Genomic DNA, 18,864 nt, shown 5'->3' with positions numbered 1-18,864 from the left:
CGTACCGGGAACGAGCATCCCGGCATGACTTCGAACGCGCTGACCACGACCGGCGAGATCGTCTCCCGGCTGCTGCACACCCTCGGCGACCCCGATCCGGCCCGGGGGGCCGAGGACATCACCGTCGTCGGGGCCGACCCCCTGGTGCCCTCGGTGCACCGCCTCGCCGACGCCATGTCCGCCGCGATCGGTGTCTTCGGACGGCAGACGGCGGCACTCGGTGAACAGCGCGGTCACCGGCACCAGAAGGTGGAGGTGCAGGCCGGGGCCGCGATCGACCAGCTCATGGCGACGTATCACACGACGCTCTCGGGGCGCCCGATCGGTGTCCTGCTCGACGACCCGGCGCTGCTCGGCAACAACGACTTCTACCGGGCTCGCGACGGCCGGTGGATCTTCATCATCACCACCTATCCGCACCTGCGGGACGCGGTCCACTCCGTGCTGGGGTGCGGATCCGACAAGGTCGGGATCGCGCGGGCCACGGCCGGCTGGGACGCCTTCACGCTGGAGGAGGCCATCGGCGCACGGGGCGGCGTCGCCTGCGTGGTGCGCAGCCGGGACGAGTGGCTCGCGCACCCCGCGGGGCGGTATGTCGCGCGGCGCCCGGTCGTCGAGGTCGAACGCGTCGGTGACGGACCGGTCCGGCCCCTGGAGCCGATCGGTGAGGCCGACGAGGCCCTCGCGGGCGTACGGGTGCTCGATCTCACCCATGTCATCGCGGGTCCCGTATCGACGCGGCTCCTCGCCCAGTTCGGCGCCGACGTGCTGCACCTGACGCGTCCCGACCGGCCCGACCCGATCCCGATGATCGCCATGACCGGCGGCGGCAAGCGCAACGCCTACTGCGACCTGCGCGACGCCCACGACCGTGCGGCCTTCCACGAGGCGCTCCAGGACGCGGACGTCTTCGTGAGCGCCTACCGGGGACTCGCCCGGCACGGGGCATCGACCGAGGAACTCGTCCGGCGCCGCCCCGGACTCATCACCCTCGAATACCACGCCTGGGGCGCCGAAGGCCCCTGGGGCGAACGCGGCGGCTTCGACCAACTCGCCTGCTCGGCGACCGGATTCGCCGTCGCGGAGTGGACCGACCGGCCGTCGCTGCCACCGACGTACCTGCTCAACGACTACCTCGCCGCCTACCTCGGGGCCGCCGCCGTCGCAACGGTCCTGCGCCGGCGTGCGGTGGAGGGCGGCTCCTGGCGGATCCGCGTGACCTTGGCCGGGGTGTGTCACTGGGTGCAGGAACTCGGTCTCCTCGCGCGGGAGGACGTACTCGGCCTGCCCCGGCCCGGGCGCGCGCCGTTCGCCGCGCTGTCGACCACCGGGACCGACTTCGGCCCGCTCACCGAACCAGCGACGCCGTTCGCGTACAGCGGGCGCGCGGTCCCCCAGCCCGGCCGGCGCTCCCCGCTCGGGTCCGCCGCACTCCAGTGGCGCTAGGCCACTTCTTTCGTCCGTCCCATCAACTCCTCAGGAGGCACCGGAAGATGTCCGGGAGAACGAGCGGCCCGTCCGGCCGAGGACTCCTCGCCGGAGTCCGCGTCATCGAACTGGCCGGCGTGATCATGGCTCCGTACGCCGCCCAGCAACTCGGCGACCTGGGCGCCGACGTGATCAAGGTCGAGCCGCCCACCGGTGACATGACGCGCCACTACCCGCCGCGACGCCACCCCGGCATGGGCGGCGCGGCACTCAATCTGAACCGCAACAAGCGCAGCGCCGTCATCGACCTCAAGGCCCCGCACGGCCGCGACGCCCTGCTCGCCCTGCTGCGCACCGCCGACGTCTTCATCACCAACCTGCGCCCGCAGGCCCTGGAGAAGCTCCGCCTCGGCTACGACGACGTGGCGGCCGTCAACCCCGGCCTGATCTACGCAGGCGCCCAGGGCTTCCGCAGCGACAGCCGCTACGGCACCCGCGCCGCCTACGACGACATCATCCAGGCGGCCAGCGGCCTGGTCTGGCTCAACCACAAGGTCTCCGGCCGGCCGCACTACGTGCCCACCGTGCTGGCCGACAAGATCTGCGGCATGCAGATCGCGCAGTCGGTGCTCGCCGCGCTGCACTACCGGGAGCACGGCGGCACCGGCCAGCACATCGAGGTCCCGATGGCGGACACCATGCTCGCCTTCAACCTGGTCGAGCACCTGGGCGCGGCCGCCCTGGAGCCCGACGGCGAGTTCGGCTCGGCGCGCTCGCTCAGCCCGGAGCGCCGCGCCCAGCGCACCGCCGACGGCTGGATGTGCATCCTGCCGCACAGCGACCGCGACTGGCGGGAGTTCACCGCCTTCGTCGGCCGCCCCGAGCTGGCCGCCGACCCGCGCTTCGTCACCGGACCCGACCGGGCCCGCAACGCCGACCAGTTCTATCCGCTGCTCGCGGAGCTGACACCGCGGCACACCAGCGCCGAGTGGCAGGAGTTCTGCGACCGGGCGGGCATCGCCGCCGCCCCCGTGCTCGACCTGGAGTCCGCCGCCACCAGCGCCTACGCCCGGGAGGGCGGCCTGCTGTACGAGGCCGAACACCCCACCGAGGGCCCCTACCGGGTGATCGGCCGCCCCGTCCGCTACTCGGCCGACCCGGAGCCTGAGCTGCGGCCCTGCCCGGGCATCGGCCAGCACACCGACGAGGTGCTCCGCGAAGCCGGCTTCGACCCTTCCCTGCTGCACTCCACACACTGACGGAGCGAATCACTCATGTCTCCTTCGGCTTCGACGCTTTCACCGATCGCGTTCCCCGATGTCGCCCTGCCCGAATCGGCCCGTCTCCTGCGCGCCGAGGTCCGCGCCTTCCTCGACGAGGAGCGCGCCCGCGGCACCGTGCTCGGCCGTCCCGACTCCTGGCTGGCCGGCTGGGATCCCGGCTTCAGCCGCCGCCTCGCCGAGCGCGGCTGGGTCGGCATGGCCCTGCCCGCCGAGTACGGCGGAGCGGGCCGCGGCTTCCTGGAGCGCTACGTGGTGATCGAGGAACTGCTCGCCGCGGGCGCCCCGGTCAGCGCCCACTGGGTCTCCGACCGGCAGGCCGGCCCGTCCGTCCTCGGGCACGGCACCGAGGAGCAGCGCCGCTTCTTCCTGCCCCGGATCGCCGCCGGGCAGTGCTTCTTCTCCATCGGCATGAGCGAGAAGAGCAGCGGCTCCGACCTCGCCTCGGTGCGCACCCGCGCCGAACGCACCGCCGACGGCTGGCGGCTGACCGGCACCAAGATGTGGACCGGCGGCGCCCATGTCAACGACTACGCCATCGTGCTGGCGCGCACCGACGACACCGAGGACAAGCACGCCGGCCTCAGCCAGTTCATCGTCGACCTGCGCGCCCCGGGCGTACGGGTCGAGCCGATCAGGCTGATGAGCGGCGAGCACCGCTTCAACGCCTGCCACCTCGAAGGCGTCGACGTCCCCGACGGCATGCTGCTCGGGCGGCGGGGCGACGGCTGGAAGCAGGTCACCGGTGAACTCGCCTTCGAACGCAGCGGCCCGGAACGCTATCTGTCCACCTTCCCCCTGCTGGTCTCGCTGCTCCGCGAACTGGAGAAGCGCTCGACCACGGTCGAACAGCTCACTCAAGTCGGCATCCTGACGGCCCGCCTGCACGGCATCCGCCGGCTGTCCCTCGGCGTGGCCGCCGCACTGGACGCCGGTTCCTCGCCCGACGTTCAGGCCGCCCTGGTCAAGGACCTCGGCACCCGCCTGGAGGGCGCGCTGACCGACACCGTCCGCAGCGTCCTGCCGACCCCGGCCGACCCGCACGCCACCCCCGGCAGCCACTCCGAACTGCTCGCCTTCGCCCTGCTGCACAGTCCCGGCTACACCCTGCGCGGCGGCACCAACGAAATCCTTCGCGGCATCATCACTCGCGGTCTGGAGCAGCACTGATGAACAACACCCACACGATAGACACCAGCGCCCCCGTCATCTCCGCCGACGCCTACGACACCACCGCCTTCTACGCCGATCCGGACGCCATCGCCACCGTCGCCAACACCGCGACCGCCGACGCCGTGGCCCTCCCGTCCCCGGACGCCTCCACCGCCGAACTCCTCGCCGCCGCCCAGGAGGCGGGGCGCCGCGCCGTCCCCGCCCCGTTCGCCGAGACCGCCCTGGTGGCCCGCCCGCTGCTGCGCCGCGCCGGCCTCCCCGTCCCGGAAGGCCCGCTCAGCTACGCCATCGCCCCCGAGCTCACCTGCCATTACGCCCATCCGGCCGCCTCCCCCGTCGGCTCGGCCGGCTGCCTGGGCGACGACGACACCCTGCTGGTCACCGGCACCCTGCGCCGCGTCCCCTGGGCCCGCGCCGCCAGTGCCGTGGTCGTTCTGGCCACCGCCCCCTCCGGCCCCGTCCTGTTCACCCTCACCCCCGACCGGGCCGTCCTCACCCCCGGCGGCAACCTCGCCGGGGAACCCCGCGACGACCTGCACCTCGCCGCCCTTGAGATCCCCGCCTCGCGGGTCCGCCGGATCTCGCCCGAACTGCTCGACGAGGCCCGGCTCCGCGCGGCCCTGGCCCGCTCCGCCCTGATCGCCGGAGCCGCCGAACGCTGCGTCGAGCTGACGGTCGCCCACACCACCGCCCGCACCCAGTTCGGCCGTCCGCTCAGCCGGTTCCAGGCCGTCAAGCAGGAAGAGGCACGGCTGATCGAGGAGGCCGCCCTGGTGGGCGCCGCCGTCCAGGCCGCCGCAGCCCCGCTGGATGCCGGCGGCCCGGCCGCGCACTTCGCCGTCGCCGCCGCCAAGACCCAGGCGTCCGTCTCGGCCGCCGAGATCGCCCGGATCGCCCACCAGCTGCACGGCGCCATCGGCATCACCCTGCTCAGCCCGCTCCACCTCGCCACCACCCGCCTGTGGTCCTGGCGCGACGAGGACGGCGACGAGACCTATTGGGCACACCGCCTGGCCCGGTCTCTCACCGCCACGACCCTGTGGCCCACCCTCACCGCCGCACCCTGACCCCTGGACGGCGCCCGGCGACCCCGGCCCGCGCGAGGACCAGCGGAGCAGTGGGGTGCGGCGAGGCGCGCCCGGGCCGTGGTGGGCGCCGGACGGGCCACCGATGCCCCCGTGGGGGCGCCGTCGGCACTTCTCCGGGCGCGTGGCGGATTTCTGGACTGCCGCCATGGTTTCCGGGGGCTGGGGATGGTTCACGACCGTCGCGTCGATCCTGATCGGCCAGGCCACCGCGCTGACGATGGGCTTCGTCAACAACCGCTCCCAGACCAGGCGGGAAGCGCGGGCCAGGGCGGCGGAGCGGCGCAAGGTGGTCGCGGAGCGCCGTGAGACGTTCGAGCCGGCCCAGCTCGTCGAGGTGAACACGCTGCTGAGGGACGCCATGGCGTCCCTCCACGCCTTCGGCTCGGCCCGGCGGCAGTACAGGTCGCGCCTGCGCGAGGACCCGGCCGCGTCACCGGAGGCCTACCGGCAGCCGATGCGGGACGCGTCCGACGCGGCGGACGCCGCCCTCGACGCCCTGCGGTCGCGGATCGGCTTCATCCTCGCGGACGACGTCCGGGCACTGGCCGACGCCGCGGAGAAGGCACTGACGACGGCCGCGGCGGACATCCTGCGGGACGAGCCGGTCGACTCCGGTGCCCTGGGCGGCCATGCCAATGCGGCGTACGACGCTCTCTCCGCCCGGCTCCGGGACATCTACGCGACCCGGGAGCCGGCCGTGCCGACGGCTTAGCCGGCCGGCACGGCCGGTACGGACCGGCCTACCAGTTCGACTTGTGGTAGTCCTTCAGGAAGCACCCGTACAGGTCCTCCCCCTCCTCGCCGCGCACGACCGGGTCGTAGACCCGTGCCGCGCCGTCGATCAGGTCGAGGGGGGCGTGGAAGCCCTCCTGGGCCAGCCGCAGCTTGTCATAGTGCGGGCGCTCGTCGGTGATCCAACCGGTGTCGACCGAGGTCATGAGGATCTTGTCGGTCTGGAACATCTCCTGGCCGCTGGTCCGGGTCACCATGTTCATCGCGGCCTTGGCGGCGTTGGTGTTCGGGTGCCCCGCGCCCTTGTAGCCGCGGCTGAACACACCCTCCATGGCGGAGACGTTGACGATGTACGCGCGACCGCTGGCCGCCCGCCTGGCCGCCTCGGCCATCGCCGGGCGCAGCGCGCTGATCAGGATGAACGGCGAGGTGTAGTTGCACAGCTGGGTTTCGAGCAGCTCCACCGGGGAGATCTGGTCGATGGTCTGGACCCAGGTGTTGGTCTCGACGACGTCCGGCAGCAGGCCGCCGGCGTCGATGGCGGTGCCGTCGAGGTGCCGTTCGAGGCTGGCGTTGCCCGCGACCAGGGCGAGGTCGGCGACCTTCTGGGCGTCCAGGCCGCTCGCGCCCAGCGGCAGCGCCGCCAGGCCGTCGACCGCGCCGGAGTTGAAGGCGCCGATGACGTGGTGGGCGGGCAGCTCGCCGGCGGGCAGCGGGGCGCCCTCGCCCTCGACCAGTGCGGCGTACGCGCTGGGCAGCCGGCGCACGGTCTGGGTGGCGTTGTTGATCAGGATGTCCAGCGGGCCGGCCTCGGCGACCTGCTCGGCGAGCGCGACGGCCTGGGCCGGGTCGCGCAGGTCGATGCCGACGACCTCCAGGCGGTGCATCCAGTCCGCCGAGTCTTCCATCGCCTTGAAGCGGCGGATGGCGTCCTTGGGGAAGCGGGTGGTGATCGTGGTGTGGGCGCCGTCGCGCAGCAGCCGCAGCGCGATGTACATGCCGATCTTGGCCCGGCCGCCGGTGAGCAGCGCACGCTTGCCCGCGAGGTCGGCGCGGGCGTCGCGCTTGGCGCGGTTCTCGGTCGCGCAGCTCGGGCAGAGCTGGTGGTAGAAGTAGTCGACCTCGACGTACCGCGTCTTGCAGACGTAGCAGGAGCGCGGGCGCTGGAGAATCCCGGCGATCCGGCCGGCCTCGGTGATCGAGGACGGCAGGATGCCCTCGGTCTCGTCGTCGATGCGCTCGGCGGAGCCGGTGGCGGTGGCCTCGGTGACCTGGCGGTCGTTGGCGGTCTTGGCGGCGCGCCGCTCCTGGCGGCGGCGCTGCTTCACTGTGCGGTAGATGCCGGCGGTGGCGCGCCGGACGGCTATCGCGTCGGGGTGGTCGACGGGCAGCCGGTCGAGCTCCTCCAGCACGCTCAGGCAGGCGGCCATGCGCTCCGGGGCTATGCCCGGGACGTCGTCCAGGCCCGAGGCGTCATCCATGCCCGGGGCGTCCGTGATCTCCGGGAGATCGGTGATCGACAGGTGGCCTGCACCGTCGCGGTTCTCTTCAGTGACGGTCATGGCCGCTGTCGTATCCCAGTCCGCTTGTTCGACAAATCTTCCAGGAAACTGTACGTAGCCAAGCGCGGCAACGCCAAACCGCCGGCCGGGGGGCTTGTGGCCGGGCCGTGCGCCGGGCCTTCGCCGACGGCGCCCCCACCCCGGCCGGGCGCCGCCCGCCGTACCGCCGGGGGCGGGCCGGCCGCCTTCGCGAACTGCCGGGATCCGCACCCCCAACCACCGTGCATCACATACGACTTATTGATCTTTCCGGGTTAATTACTGACGTTCTTCAGCACATTTGCCCAATTCCCGCCGAAACGGCAGCCACAATCGTCTCTCAACACCCCTTAGAAAGGTTTAGCCATGTCGCGTATCGCCAAGGCTGCCGTCCTGACCGCCGCCGTGGGCACCGCCGTGACCGGCATCGCCGGCGTCGCCTCCGCCGACTCCGGCGCGCAGGGTGCGGCTGTGGGCTCCCCGGGCGTCGTCTCGGGCAACGTCATCCAGGTCCCGATCCACATCCCGATCAACCTCTGCGGGAACTCGATCGACATCATCGCCCTGCTGAACCCGACCTTCGGCAACACCTGCGTCGCCGACTGACGCGCCCCCCTTTCTGCGCGCGTCTCAGCCGGATCGCGCGCAGCGCCGGGGCCCGGGTCACAGTCAGCCGCCGGACCCGTCCCCCGCGCGTTCGTGGCGCCCATCTCCCTCCTGATGGGCGCCACTGCCGTGTCCGGACCCCGTCGGCACCGCGCCCTCGGCGCTGCCGGCGGCGCCGGGAAGGTCGGGGATCTCCACTATCGGCGGCAGGTCCGGGGTCAGCCGCGAGTGCTCTGACGTCATGGCGGTGCGCCTTCCCTCACGTCGGAAAGACCAGGTGGGAACGGGGGAACGGGGACCCCGGCGGGGTCAGGCGGCGGCGAGCAGTTGCCGGCGCAGCTGGGCGCAGGTGCGGCTGAGGATGCGGGAGATCTGCATCTGGGAGACGCCCAGGCGCGCCCCGATCTGCTTCTGGGTGAGATTGCCGAAGAAGCGCCAGTACAGGACGTACCGCTCGCGCTCGGGCAGCGCGTCCAGGAGGGGGCGCAGCGACTGCCGGTCGACGATCAGCTCCAGCGCCCGGTCGGCCCGGCCCAGGGTGTCGGCGAGGGGGAGGTCGTCGGTGCCGGCGACGGAATGGTCGAGCGAGAGCGTCTGGTGGACGCCGTCCGCGTCGAGCCCGCGCCGCACCTCCTCCTCCGACAGTCCGGTCTCGGCGGCGAGTTCGGCGGGGGTGACCCCGCTGCTCGCGCCCCGCTGTTCGAGCCGGGCGCGGGCGGCGCGGACGGCGGCCCGCAGCTCCTGGTCCCGGCGCGGGATGTGCAAGGACCACACATGGTCGCGGACGTGCCGTTTGAGTTCGCCGCTGATCGTGGGGATGGCGAAGGACTCGAAGGCGAAGCCGAGCCCCGGGTCGTAGCGGTCCACGGCGTGGACGAGGGCCAGCGCGGCCACCTGGCGCAGGTCCGCCGGGCTCTCCCCGCATTTTCGGAAGCGCAGGCTGACGCGTTCGGCCATGGGCAGCCAGGCGGCGATCACGTCGTTCCGGAGCCGGTCGCGCTCCGGGCCTGCGGGGAGGACCGCCAGCCGCCGGAAGGCGTCCTCGGTGCCGGGGGCGTCGGGGCGGCGCCTGCGGGGAGAGAGCTTGGGTTCGGCCATGGTCACACTTGTCCCCTCGCTCGTGCGTCAAGGAGTGCCTGCCGGCCGGGCGCCGTCGGGGGCGCGACCGCCCCAGGGGTCCGCCCGTGGCCGGGCCGGGTTCCGGGGGCCGGGCCGGCCGGTGTCGGCCACGGTCGTCCCAGCATGACCCCGGCCCGCGCCACTCGCGACTCGGAGCTCCCGTCCCGTCACTCAGAGCGAGACCGGCCACGAGACCGGCCGGGGCGCGGCGGGTGGCTGCCTTCCGGCGCACCGCGCCCGGTACGGACCCTGGGCCGGACGGGTGACGGACGGGTGACGGCGCCCCGGTGACGGGCGTCACACTCGCGGCGTCTTGACCGGTGATCCGTGCAATCGATTTCCTGTGGGCGCGAAATCGATTTCACGGATCGACTGCACAGACCGGGGGCAGTGTGGCGAACATCAAGGACGTCGCCCAGCGGGCCGGCGTGTCCGCGGCCACCGTCTCCCGCGTCCTGAACGGCCGCTCCCCCGTCGCCGAGACGCGCGAGCGCGTCCTGGCCGCCGTCGAGGAGCTCGGCTACCGCCCCAACGTCGTCGCCCGTGCCCTGCGCACCGCCCGGACCCGCACCCTCGGGCTCGTCGTCAGCGATCTGCGCAACCCGTTCTTCACCGAACTCGCCGACGCCGTCGAGCAGGAGGCCCGGCGGCTGGGCTACAGCCTGATCATCGGCAACGCGGGCGAGAGCCCCGAGCAGCAGGACGACTACATCCGCACCCTCCTGGACCGCCGTATCGACGGGCTGATGGTCAGCTCCGCCGGCACCGGCTCCCCCATGCTGAGCGAGGCGGTGGACGCCGGTACCCCGCTCGTCCTGCTCGACCGCGCCGTCCCCGGCATCGCCGCGCCCTGTGTCCGGGCCGAGGGCGGCGCCGCGCTCACCGAACTCGCCGCGCACCTGGCCGCGCTGGGCCGGCGCCGGCCCGCCGTGATCGTCGCCCCGGCGGGCACCCCGACCGGCGACGAACGGCTCGCCCGGTTCCGTACGGCCCTGGCGGCGCACGGCATCGCCCTGCCGCCCAGCCGCGTCGGGGCCTCGCCGGACCCGAGCCCCGCCGGGGGCCGGCAGGTGATGCGGCGGTTGCTGGCGACGGCCGAGCCGCCGGACGCCGTGCTCGCCACCGACAACCTGATGGCGCTCGGCGCCCTGGACGAACTCCGGGCGCGCGACCTGCGCGTCCCCGCCGACATGGCGCTCGTGGCCTTCGACGACGTGCCCTGGTTCGCCCACCTCGACCCGCCGCTCACGGCCGTCGCCCAGCCGACGGAGGCGCTCGGCCGGGCGGCCGTGCACACCCTGCTGGAACGGATCGCGGGACGCCCGGCGGGCTCGGTCCTGCTGCCGGCCCGGCTCGTACGCCGCCGCTCCTGCGGCGAGTGACCCACCCACCGCCGGCCGAGAGGGGCGACGCATGACCGGCGTCAACGACGACGCAGGCACAGACGCGGACGCAGACGCGCACGCAGACGCAGTCGACGCACCGGGCCGGGAGCTGCTGCGCGTGGAAGGCGTGGTGAAGACCTTCCCCGGCGTCCGCGCCCTCGACGGCGTGTCCTTGAGCGTGCGCGCGGGCGAGGTGCACGTACTGCTGGGCGAGAACGGCGCGGGCAAGAGCACGCTCATCAAACTCCTCGCCGGAGCCCACCGCCCGGACGCCGGCCGGATCCTGGCCGACGGCGAGGAGGTGACGATCCGCTCCGGGCGGGACGCCGAACGGCTCGGCATCGCCACCATCCACCAGGAGTTCACCCTCGTCCCCGGTCTCTCCGTCGCCGAGAACCTCTTCCTCGGCCGCCAGCCGCGCACCGCCCTCGGCCTGATCGACCGGCGCGCCCTGCGCGAGCGGGCCGCGGCGCTGCTGCGCCGGGTCCGCCTCGACGTGCCGCCCACCACGCCCGTGTCCGGGCTCGGGGTCGCCCAGCGGCAGATGGTGGAGATCGCCAAGGCCCTGAGCCTGGACGCCCGTGTCCTGATCATGGACGAGCCGACGGCGGTGCTCACCGCCGAGGAGACCGCCACGCTCTTCGGCATCGTGCGCGAGCTGCGCGCCGCGGGGACGGGCATCGTCTTCATCACCCACCATCTGGAGGAGATCACCGCCCTCGGCGACCGCGTGACCGTGCTGCGCGACGGCCGCTCGGTGGCCGAGGTGCCCGCGTCGACGCCCGAGGACGAGCTCATCCATCTGATGGTGGGCCGCGACATCACCGACCGCTACCCCCGCGAACGCCCCGGGGAGCCCGGCGCCCCACTGCTGCGCGTCCGGGGGCTGACCAGGCGCGGGGCCTTCGCGGACGTGGGCTTCGAGGTCCGGGCGGGCGAGGTCGTGGGCCTGGCCGGGCTGGTCGGCGCGGGCCGTACGGAGGTGGCGCGGGCGGTCTTCGGCGCGGACCGGTACGACGCCGGAACGGTCGAGGTCGACGGCGGGCGGCTGCCCCCGGGCGACGTCCGGGCGGCGATGCGGGCCGGGGTCGGGCTCGTCCCCGAGGACCGCAAGGGCCAGGGCCTGGTCCTCGGCGCCTCCCTGGACGACAACCTCACCCTGGCCCGGCTGGACCGCGACACCCGCCTGGGCCTGGTCGACCGGCGGGCGCAGCGACGGGCGGCGACCGCCGTCGCCGACCGGCTGAAGGTGCGGCACAGCGGCCTGGACCGCGAGGCCCGCACCCTCTCGGGCGGCAACCAGCAGAAGATCGTCATCGGCAAGTGGCTGCTGGCCGGGGCCCGGCTGCTGATCCTCGACGAGCCGACGCGCGGCATCGACGTCGGCGCGAAGGTCGAGATCTACCGGCTCGTCAACGAGCTGACGGCGGCGGGCCACGCCGTCCTGCTGATCTCCAGCGACCTGCCGGAGGTCCTGGGCATGAGCGACCGCGTACTGGTGATGGCCCAGGGCCGGCTCGTCGGCGAACTCCCGGCCGCGACGGCGACGCAGGACGCGGTCATGGAACTGGCGATCCGGCAGAACAACCACGACGAGCAGAACATCCAGGACAAGAGCTTGGACGAGAGCGCGATGGAGGGCTCCGATGTCGGCTGAGGTGCTTCGGGCGCCCGGGAGCACCCCCGGGCAGTGGTTCACACGGGCGGTGCTCCGCAACGGCCCACTGGGCGGGCTGCTCGCCCTGATCGCGACCATGACCGTCCTCTCCCGGGACTTCCTGAACGGACAGAACCTCCTCAATGTCGGGGTGCAGGCCTCCGTCACGGCGATCCTGGCCTTCGGCCTGACGTTTGTGATCGTGTCGGCGGGCATCGACCTGTCCGTCGGCTCGGTGGCCGCGCTGTCGGCGACCGTCGTCGCCTGGGCCGCCACCGGCCACGGCCTGCCCGTGTGGCTGGCCCTGCCACTCGGCCTCGCGGTCGGCGCGCTCGCGGGCCTGATCTCGGGCGCCCTGGTCGCGTACGGGAAGCTGCCCGCCTTCATCGCCACGCTCGCGATGCTGTCGGTCGCCCGGGGCCTCGCCCTGGTCGTCTCCGGCGGCTCCCCGATCGCCTTCCCGTCCTCGCTCGGCCACCTGGGCGACACGCTGGGCGGCCGGCTGCCGGTGCCCGTCCTGGTGATGGCCGCGGCGGGCCTGCTGACGACGCTGATCCTGACGCGTACCCCCACGGGCCGGGCGATGTTCGCGATCGGCGGCAACGAGGAGGCGGCCCGGCTGTCCGGCATCGCCGTACGCCGCCGCAAACTCGCCGTCTACGCGCTGTCCGGGCTCTTCGCCGCCGTCGCCGGCGTCGTCCTGGCCGCCCGGCTCACCTCGGCCCAGCCGCAGGCGGCCGCGGGGTACGAACTGGACGCGATCGCCGCCGTGGTGATCGGCGGGGCGAGCCTGTCGGGCGGCTCGGGGAAGGCGTCCGGAACGCTCGTCGGCGCGCTGATCCTGGCGGTGCTGCGCAACGGCCTCAACCTGCTGAGCGTGTCGGCGTTCTGGCAGCAGGTGGCCACGGGCGCGGTGATCGCGGTGGCGGTGCTGCTGGACACGCTGCGCCGCAGGAGCGCGCGATGAGGGTCCGGAAGAGCGTCCTCGTCGCGGCCGCGCTCCTCACGGCCACGACCGTGACCGGCTGCGACAGAGGTGGCCGCACGGACCTGGGCCTGGCCCTCTCCACCATGAACAACCCCTTCTTCGTGGGCATCAAGGAGGGCGCGCGGGCCGAGGCGAAGGCACGCGGCCTGAAGATCAACATCACGGACGCCCAGAACGACCCCGTGCAGCAGGTCAATCAGATGGAGACGTTCACCAGCCAGAACGTCAAGGCCGCCGTGCTCAACCCGGTGGACTCGGACGCGGCCGTCCCGGCCGTGGGCGTGGCGAACCGGGCCCGGGTGCCGGTGATCTCCATAGACCGGGGCGTCAACGGCGGCAAGGTCGGCACGACCATCGCCTCCGACAACGTCGAGGGCGGCAGACAGGCGGCGAAGGCTCTGGCCGACGCGCTGGGGGGCCGGGGCAAGGTGGCGTTCCTGGAGGGCCTGCCGGGCACATCGGCGGCCCGGGAACGCGCCAAGGGCTTCGAGGCGGGCATCAAGACCTACCCCGGCATCGAAGTCGTCGCCCGCCAGCCGGCCGACTTCGACCGCACCAAGGGCATGGACGTGATGGCCAACATGCTCCAGGCGCACCGGGACGTCACGGGGGTCTTCGCGGCCAACGACGAGATGGCGCTGGGCGCGGCGAAGGCCCTGGGCGCGGCCGCGGGGAAGAACGTCAGGATCGTGGCCTTCGACGGCACCCCGGACGGCGTCCGGGCCGTGCGCGAGGGGACGCTGACGGCGACGGTGGCCCAGCAGCCCAGGCTGCTGGGCCGACAGGCGGTGAAGTGGGCGGTCAGGGCCGCGCACGGCGAACGGCTGCCGGACCGGGTGAAGGTCCCGGTGGTACTGGTGACCCGCGGAAACGCGGCCGACTTCGAATGACGGCGGACTCCGGATGACGGTGAGGACATGAGCGACAGCCACCCCTACGACTACGAAGTCCTGGTGATCGGCTCGGCCAACGCGGACCTGACCGTCCGCGTGGACCGCCGGCCCGGCCCGGGCGAGACCGTGCTGGGCACCGACCTGGTGGAGTCCGCGGGCGGCAAGGGCGCCAACCAGGCAGCGGCGGCCGCCAGGCTCGGTGCCCGGACAGCGCTGCTCGCCCGGGTCGGTGACGACGCGTTCGGACAATTGCTGCTGGAGGCACAGCACGCGGCGGGCACGGAGCTACGGCACGTGCTGGTGGAGAAGGGCGCCCGAACAGGCACCGCGATGATCGTCGTAGGGCCGGACGGGGACAACACGATCGTGGTCTCCCCCGGCGCCAACGCCCGCCTCTCGCCCGCCGACGTAAGGGCCGCGCGGGAGGCCGTGGCCGCCTCGGCGGTGGTCTCGCTCCAACTGGAGATCGCCCCGGAGACGGTCCGCACAGCGGTGGAGACGGCGACCGAATCCGGAACGCGAGTCGTCCTCAACCCTTCCCCCGCCCCGGAGTCCCTTGATCCCGGACTCCTCGCGGCAGCCGACCCCCTGGTGGTCAACGAACACGAGGCCGGACTCCTCTCGGGCCTGCCCGACGGCACCCCGACGGACCAGGCCCACGCGTTGCGCGACCGAGGCGCCCGTTCAGTGGTGATCACCCTGGGCGCGGAGGGCGCACTGGTCCTGGACACGGGGGCACCCGTCCACGTCCCGGGCATCAAGGTCGAAGCCGTGGACACCACAGGCGCGGGCGACGCCTTCACCGGCGCCCTGGCCCTACGCCTGTCCCGAGGCGCCACCCTGGAGAACGCGGCCCGCTTCGCGGTCAGGGTGGGCGCGGCATCGGTAACGCGCCCGGGGGCACAGCCGTCGTACCCGACGGCGGAGGAGCTGGCGTAGGGAAACGGCGGCACCGGACCGACGGGCTAGGCCCGCCGCCCCTGACGAGGCACCAGGTCGACCGCCCCCGGTCCCTCCGCCTCGCACTCCGCCAGTGCCACGATCTCCGCCGAGGCCCTGCCCACCCCCGCCGCCGAGCCGAGCCGCAGGAAGGCGACGCGGGACGCCGTGAGGTGCCGTCCCGCGCGAGTCGTGCGCCGGAGCATCCGGCACAGCCGGCCGAGGGCCAGGGAGCCCTCGGCGATGAGCAGCAGATCGTCGAGGGCCTCGCCGACGCCCAACGCGTCCGCGAACGCCCCCTCCGCCTCGTCGAAGAGTCCGTCCGCCAGCAGCGTCTCGCCGACTTCGAGCAGCGCCCGCGCGGCCGCCGCGCGCCGGGTGTGGAGCCGGGCGGCCTCGCTCTCGGTGACGCGGCCGCCCACGCCGTCCAGCGCCGGGCCGCGCCACAGGGCGAGGGCCCGCCGGTACAGCTCGGCCGCCGGCTCGGACGCGCCCCGCCCGGCGGCCGAGGCCGCCGCGTCGGCCAGGGCGTCGAAGTCGTCGACGTCGACGCCGATGTGCGCGGTACGCAGCCGGTAGCCCGGTGAAGCGGCGACGATCAGCGGTTCCGTATGCCCGGCGGCCCGGAAGGCCCTGCGCAACGCCCGGACGCACAGGGCGATCTGGGGGCGCGCCGACACGGGCGGGCGTCCGCCCCAGATGGCGTCGGCGAGGGTGCCGACGGGGACCACCCGGCCCCGGGCCAGGGTGAGCAGGGAGAGGACGACGCGCTGTCTTCGGCCGTCGATGGCCACGGGCCGTTCGCCGACACCGGCGGAGACCGGCCCCAGCAGGGCGAGGGCTACGGGGGCGGCCTCGGGTGGGGCGGCCTGTGCCGCCTCGGTGGCCACGGTCGTCGTGCCGGTGACTGTGCCGGTGCTCATCGCTGTACCTGCCCCCGTGTGCGCGGCGTCGCCGCGTGCGTGCTCTGGTCCCCGCGCGGCCGGTGCCGGCGGGCTGTCCGTACGGACCGGTGTGCCGTCACCCGGCCCGGCGCTCGAGCTCGGTGGCGAAGCGCAGCCAGGAGGCGGCGCAGTGCCGGGCGGCCTGGGCGACGGTCTGCCGCCGGTGGGCGGGCACCGCCTCGAGGAGCCGGCGCCAGCGGTCGCCGCCCATGGCGTGGGCGTTGAGCAGGCGCAGCAGGACGCGGCCGCCCTCGGTGAGCCGGAGCGAAGGATCCATGCGGAGCCTCGACAGGGAGGACGAGCCGTCACCCGTCGCGGCGGCGACGACCGGCGTGGCCACGGCTACGGCCACGGCCGACCTGGCGTCTCCCACGGAGGCGGAGGGGGTCGCGTCGGCCGCGTCCCGCCGCTCCGCGTCCCGCAGTTTCTTCGGCACCGGGTCCTGACCGAGCGCCAGTCGCAGCCGGACGTCACGCGCGGTGCCGACGGCGATGCCGGCGTCGTGGGCGATCTCCCTGAGGCTGGCTTCGGGCCGGGCGGCGATGAGCGCTCCGGCGCGGCGCCGGCCGTCCGCCGCGTTGAGCGGGCGGACCCGGCCGTCGCGGCCGGTGCGGGTCGTGGTGGGTGCGGCGGGGTGGCCGGTGCGGCGGCGCAGGGAGGCCACCGTGCTGGCGGCCAGGCCCGCCGCCGATGCGATCAGCCGGTCCGACCAGTGCGGATGGCTCCGGATGATGCGCTCGGCGGCGGCCGACCGGTCCGCCCGGGTGAGGGGAAGGCCACCCGGCCGGGTGTTCGCCCGGACCGCGTGGACGAACGCGTCCTCCTCGCTGCCCTCGAAGAACCGGACCGCGATCCGCTCATCCCCCCGTAGACGAGCGGCTCGCAGCCGGTGCATTCCGTCGACGACCCGCAGGGTGGCGCGGTGGACGACGATGGGCGGCAGGGGACTGTCCAGCCGGGCGATGGCCTGGACGTGCCGGGGGTCCTCCCCCGCCAGCCGCGGTGACGCAGCGGGCAGCAGGGAGGCGAGAGGGAGCACGACGGTGTGCCGCTGTTCCGGCCCCGGAACCGTCACGAAACCCCCTCCAGAAGATCCTCCGGCCGACGGCGGATCAGGCCCGGTGGACGCGGCGCCCCAAGGCCCCGCACCCGCCAACTGGTGACCGACCACCCTCCGAGGCCGTCCAACACCAGTCGATCCGCCGACACCGAGGACGCTAGGCAGCGAGCGCGCTCGCTGTCAACCGCGTTATGCGTCCGGGCACATGACCACGCACGACGGCACATGGCCGTGCACGTCGGCCCGTAAGCTAGATTGACCGCGGGAGGGAGGTGCGATCATGAACGATTCCGAAGCCAGGGCCGCGCGGACGCTGGCCGACAAGCTCAACCACCTCTTCCGGACGGTGGTGCCCGACGGCCGGGAGCCGTACACCACTGAGGAAGTGGCGCGCGCGATCACCGCGGGGGGTGTGTCGATTTCCGGCAGTTACATCTGGCTGTTGCGTAAGGGGCAGCGCAGCAATCCGACGCTGCGGCATGTGGAGGCGCTGGCGAAGTTCTTCGGCGTACCCCCGGCCTATTTCTTCGACGACCAGGTGACGGAGACGGTCAACGCCGACCTGGGCCTCCTGGTGGCGCTGCGCGAACCGCAGGTCCAGCGCGTGGCGCTCCGCGCTGCCGGGCTGTCGGCGGAGAGCCTCCATTCCATCAACGAAGTGATCGAGCGCGTGCGCGAGTTGGAGGGCCTTCCGACGAACCGCGCCACCCCGCCCGAGAAGCAGCCCTGACCGGCCCCGACGCCTCCCGCACGACCGGAAAGAACCACGAGAAGCACCGTGACCGCCACCGCCCGCCCCGACACGAGCGCCGAGACGGTCACCATGCCGCACGGCAAGGCCCTCGACGTCCACCGCCCCGCGCCGGGTGCCGTCCGGCCGCCCGTCGTGCTGCTCTGGCACGGCGTCGGCCCCGACGAGCGGGACGTCATGCGGCCCTTGGCCGAGGCGGTCGCACGCGAGGGACTGCTCGTCCTCGTACCCGACTGGCGTTCCGACGAGCCCGACGGCGGCCGGGCGCAGTTGCTGGCGTCGCTGGAGTTCGCCCGTGCGCGGGCGGCGGAGCTCGGGGGCGATCCGGGGCGTTTTGTACTTGCGGGCTGGTCGGCCGGCGGATCGGCCGCCGTGGGTGTCGCGCTGCGTCCCGACATCGCCGGTGGCCCGCGCCCGGCGGCCGTGGTGAGCATCGCTTCGCGTTATGACCTGCCGAACCGGACGACGGGCACGGTCCCGCTGGCCGACCTGGCCGACCTGACCGATCTCGCGGAGACGTCCGTCGTACCGATCAGCCTCGTGCACGGCACGGCGGACGCCCTCATCCCCGCCGAGCGCTCGCAGGAACTGCGGGACGCCCTGGCCGCGCGCCACTGGCCGGTGCTGCTGGAGGAGCCGGTGACGGACCACGCGGGCGTGATCATGACGGAGTACGACCCGGCGGCGGGGCGCTGCCGGCCGAGCGAGGATCCCGGTGTGCTCACGGCCGGGCGGACGACGGCCCGGACGATCGCCAGGGCCGCCGGAAGGACCGCCGGAAGGGCATAGCCCTCAGACCGCGAGCCGGTCCCCCCGCGAGAGACCCGAGCCCTCCGGGACGGCGGCCGGGTCGCTGCCCAGGTCGACGGCCCGGTTCCGCTCGTCGACGAAGACGACGCTCGGCTGGAAGGTACGGGCCTCGGCGTCGTCCATGGTGCCGTAGGCGATGATGATGACGAGGTCGCCGGGGCTGATCAGCCGGGCCGCCGCGCCGTTGATGCCCAGGACGCCGGAGCCGCGCGGGCCCTCGATGACGTAGGTCGACAGACGGGCGCCGTTGTCGATGTCGACGATGTCGACCTTCTCGCCGGGCAGCAGGTCGGCGGCTTCCATCAGATCGGCGTCGACGGTCACCGAACCCACATAGTGGAGGTCGGCCTGGGTGACGGTGGCGCGATGGATCTTGGACTTCATCATGGTGCGCTGCATGGGCATGCTCGGCTACTCCTGGAACTCGGCTCCCTGCCTACGTTGTTGCAGGTCAAGGGCTGTGCCTTCAC

At 73.6% G+C, this 18,864-nt stretch carries 17 protein-coding genes and 1 pseudogene; 12 read left to right on the top strand and 6 right to left on the bottom strand.

Going from position 1 to position 18,864, the window contains the following annotated elements:
- The first annotated feature begins 24 nt into the window (after window positions 1–24).
- The 5 genes from RM609_RS09605 (at window position 25) to RM609_RS09585 (ending at window position 5,681) form a co-directional block, all read left to right on the top strand.
- Window positions 25–1,446, top strand: coding sequence for a CoA transferase (locus RM609_RS09605; RefSeq protein ID WP_311609569.1), 1,422 nt, complete (start codon window positions 25–27; stop codon window positions 1,444–1,446).
- Window positions 1,447–1,493: 47 nt separating this feature from the next.
- Window positions 1,494–2,687 carry a CaiB/BaiF CoA transferase family protein gene (locus RM609_RS09600; RefSeq protein WP_311609567.1) on the top strand — a complete coding sequence of 398 codons (1,194 nt, stop codon included), beginning with the start codon at window positions 1,494–1,496 and terminating at the stop codon, window positions 2,685–2,687.
- Window positions 2,688–2,702: 15 nt separating this feature from the next.
- Window positions 2,703–3,878 (top strand): acyl-CoA dehydrogenase family protein, encoded by a 1,176-nt coding sequence (locus RM609_RS09595; RefSeq protein WP_311609566.1) that lies wholly within the window; start codon window positions 2,703–2,705, stop codon window positions 3,876–3,878.
- Window positions 3,878–4,948: an acyl-CoA dehydrogenase family protein gene (locus RM609_RS09590; protein ID WP_311609564.1), complete on the top strand. Its 1,071-nt coding sequence runs from the start codon at window positions 3,878–3,880 to the stop codon at window positions 4,946–4,948. Before RM609_RS09595 ends, RM609_RS09590 begins: the two co-directional genes overlap by 1 nt.
- Window positions 4,949–5,114: 166 nt before the next feature.
- Window positions 5,115–5,681, top strand: coding sequence for a hypothetical protein (locus tag RM609_RS09585; RefSeq protein ID WP_311609562.1), 567 nt, complete (start codon window positions 5,115–5,117; stop codon window positions 5,679–5,681).
- 28 nt (window positions 5,682–5,709) lie between these two features.
- On the opposite strand, the gene RM609_RS09580 is transcribed toward RM609_RS09585, so the two are convergent.
- A complete protein-coding gene (locus tag RM609_RS09580) occupies window positions 5,710–7,263 on the bottom strand; it encodes an SDR family NAD(P)-dependent oxidoreductase (RefSeq protein WP_438828408.1) in 1,554 nt (517 codons plus the stop codon).
- Between the two features lie 345 nt (window positions 7,264–7,608).
- Here RM609_RS09580 and RM609_RS09575 point away from each other — a divergent pair, with 345 nt between their 5' ends.
- Window positions 7,609–7,848: a chaplin gene (locus RM609_RS09575; RefSeq protein WP_311609561.1), complete on the top strand. Its 240-nt coding sequence runs from the start codon at window positions 7,609–7,611 to the stop codon at window positions 7,846–7,848.
- A 63-nt stretch (window positions 7,849–7,911) separates the two neighbouring features.
- Here RM609_RS09575 and RM609_RS09570 read toward each other — a convergent pair whose 3' ends face one another.
- The gene (locus tag RM609_RS09570; protein WP_311609560.1) at window positions 7,912–8,091 is read right to left on the bottom strand and encodes a hypothetical protein; all 180 of its coding nucleotides are present in this window, start codon (window positions 8,089–8,091) and stop codon (window positions 7,912–7,914) included.
- Window positions 8,092–8,157: 66 nt separating this feature from the next.
- Entirely contained in the window at window positions 8,158–8,946 is a 789-nt protein-coding gene (locus RM609_RS09565; RefSeq protein ID WP_311609557.1) for a sigma-70 family RNA polymerase sigma factor, read from the bottom strand.
- Between the two features lie 413 nt (window positions 8,947–9,359).
- Here RM609_RS09565 and RM609_RS09560 point away from each other — a divergent pair, with 413 nt between their 5' ends.
- The 4 genes and pseudogenes from RM609_RS09560 to rbsK all read left to right on the top strand — a co-directional run bounded on the left by RM609_RS09560 (window position 9,360) and on the right by rbsK (window position 14,829).
- Window positions 9,360–10,349, top strand: a complete 990-nt coding sequence (locus tag RM609_RS09560) for a LacI family DNA-binding transcriptional regulator (RefSeq protein WP_311609556.1) — start codon at window positions 9,360–9,362, stop codon at window positions 10,347–10,349.
- Between the two features lie 31 nt (window positions 10,350–10,380).
- Window positions 10,381–12,009, top strand: coding sequence for a sugar ABC transporter ATP-binding protein (locus RM609_RS09555; protein WP_311609555.1), 1,629 nt, complete (start codon window positions 10,381–10,383; stop codon window positions 12,007–12,009).
- Window positions 11,999–13,887 (top strand): annotated as a pseudogene (locus tag RM609_RS09550) (ABC transporter permease/substrate-binding protein). Before RM609_RS09555 ends, RM609_RS09550 begins: the two are co-directional and overlap by 11 nt.
- Window positions 13,888–13,914: 27 nt before the next feature.
- Window positions 13,915–14,829 (top strand): ribokinase, encoded by a 915-nt coding sequence (gene rbsK, locus RM609_RS09545; protein WP_311609553.1) that lies wholly within the window; start codon window positions 13,915–13,917, stop codon window positions 14,827–14,829.
- A gap of 26 nt (window positions 14,830–14,855) precedes the next feature.
- Here rbsK and RM609_RS09540 read toward each other — a convergent pair whose 3' ends face one another.
- Both RM609_RS09540 and RM609_RS09535 read right to left on the bottom strand, forming a co-directional pair.
- A complete protein-coding gene (locus tag RM609_RS09540; protein ID WP_311609551.1) occupies window positions 14,856–15,752 on the bottom strand; it encodes an AfsR/SARP family transcriptional regulator in 897 nt (298 codons plus the stop codon).
- Between the two features lie 97 nt (window positions 15,753–15,849).
- On the bottom strand, window positions 15,850–16,848 hold the full coding sequence (locus RM609_RS09535) for a ParB/RepB/Spo0J family partition protein (RefSeq protein ID WP_311609550.1): 999 nt from the start codon (window positions 16,846–16,848) through the stop codon (window positions 15,850–15,852).
- A 265-nt stretch (window positions 16,849–17,113) separates the two neighbouring features.
- Between RM609_RS09535 and RM609_RS09530 the strand changes: the two genes are divergently transcribed.
- Together RM609_RS09530 and RM609_RS09525 are read left to right on the top strand one after the other, a co-directional pair.
- Complete coding sequence (locus RM609_RS09530) at window positions 17,114–17,563, top strand: helix-turn-helix domain-containing protein (protein WP_311609549.1); 450 nt, start codon at window positions 17,114–17,116, stop codon at window positions 17,561–17,563.
- 48 nt (window positions 17,564–17,611) lie between these two features.
- A complete protein-coding gene (locus RM609_RS09525; RefSeq protein WP_311609547.1) occupies window positions 17,612–18,373 on the top strand; it encodes an alpha/beta hydrolase in 762 nt (253 codons plus the stop codon).
- Between the two features lie 3 nt (window positions 18,374–18,376).
- On the opposite strand, the gene panD is transcribed toward RM609_RS09525, so the two are convergent.
- Window positions 18,377–18,793: an aspartate 1-decarboxylase gene (panD, locus tag RM609_RS09520; RefSeq protein ID WP_311609705.1), complete on the bottom strand. Its 417-nt coding sequence runs from the start codon at window positions 18,791–18,793 to the stop codon at window positions 18,377–18,379.
- Window positions 18,794–18,864 lie beyond the last annotated feature (71 nt).

The organism is Streptomyces hesseae (assembly GCF_031845785.1).
In the GTDB taxonomy this organism is placed as follows: domain Bacteria; phylum Actinomycetota; class Actinomycetes; order Streptomycetales; family Streptomycetaceae; genus Streptomyces; species Streptomyces hesseae.
The sequence above is the reverse complement of the archived record's forward strand: the minus strand, read 5'-3'. Positions and strand labels throughout refer to the sequence as shown.

What these genes read in the sequence shown, in the direction of transcription:
- RM609_RS09605 (WP_311609569.1), top strand. Translation starts at nt 25, where the DNA reads ATGACTTCGAACGCGCTGACCACGACCGGCGAGATCGTCTCCCGGCTG.
- RM609_RS09600 (WP_311609567.1), top strand. Translation starts at nt 1,494, where the DNA reads ATGTCCGGGAGAACGAGCGGCCCGTCCGGCCGAGGACTCCTCGCCGGA.
- RM609_RS09595 (WP_311609566.1), top strand. Translation starts at nt 2,703, where the DNA reads ATGTCTCCTTCGGCTTCGACGCTTTCACCGATCGCGTTCCCCGATGTC.
- RM609_RS09590 (WP_311609564.1), top strand. Translation starts at nt 3,878, where the DNA reads ATGAACAACACCCACACGATAGACACCAGCGCCCCCGTCATCTCCGCC.
- RM609_RS09585 (WP_311609562.1), top strand. Translation starts at nt 5,115, where the DNA reads ATGGTTTCCGGGGGCTGGGGATGGTTCACGACCGTCGCGTCGATCCTG.
- RM609_RS09580 (WP_438828408.1), bottom strand. Translation starts at nt 7,263, where the DNA reads ATGACCGTCACTGAAGAGAACCGCGACGGTGCAGGCCACCTGTCGATC.
- RM609_RS09575 (WP_311609561.1), top strand. Translation starts at nt 7,609, where the DNA reads ATGTCGCGTATCGCCAAGGCTGCCGTCCTGACCGCCGCCGTGGGCACC.
- RM609_RS09570 (WP_311609560.1), bottom strand. Translation starts at nt 8,091, where the DNA reads ATGACGTCAGAGCACTCGCGGCTGACCCCGGACCTGCCGCCGATAGTG.
- RM609_RS09565 (WP_311609557.1), bottom strand. Translation starts at nt 8,946, where the DNA reads ATGGCCGAACCCAAGCTCTCTCCCCGCAGGCGCCGCCCCGACGCCCCC.
- RM609_RS09555 (WP_311609555.1), top strand. Translation starts at nt 10,381, where the DNA reads ATGACCGGCGTCAACGACGACGCAGGCACAGACGCGGACGCAGACGCG.
- rbsK (WP_311609553.1), top strand. Translation starts at nt 13,915, where the DNA reads ATGAGCGACAGCCACCCCTACGACTACGAAGTCCTGGTGATCGGCTCG.
- RM609_RS09540 (WP_311609551.1), bottom strand. Translation starts at nt 15,752, where the DNA reads ATGAGCACCGGCACAGTCACCGGCACGACGACCGTGGCCACCGAGGCG.
- RM609_RS09530 (WP_311609549.1), top strand. Translation starts at nt 17,114, where the DNA reads ATGAACGATTCCGAAGCCAGGGCCGCGCGGACGCTGGCCGACAAGCTC.
- panD (WP_311609705.1), bottom strand. Translation starts at nt 18,793, where the DNA reads ATGCAGCGCACCATGATGAAGTCCAAGATCCATCGCGCCACCGTCACC.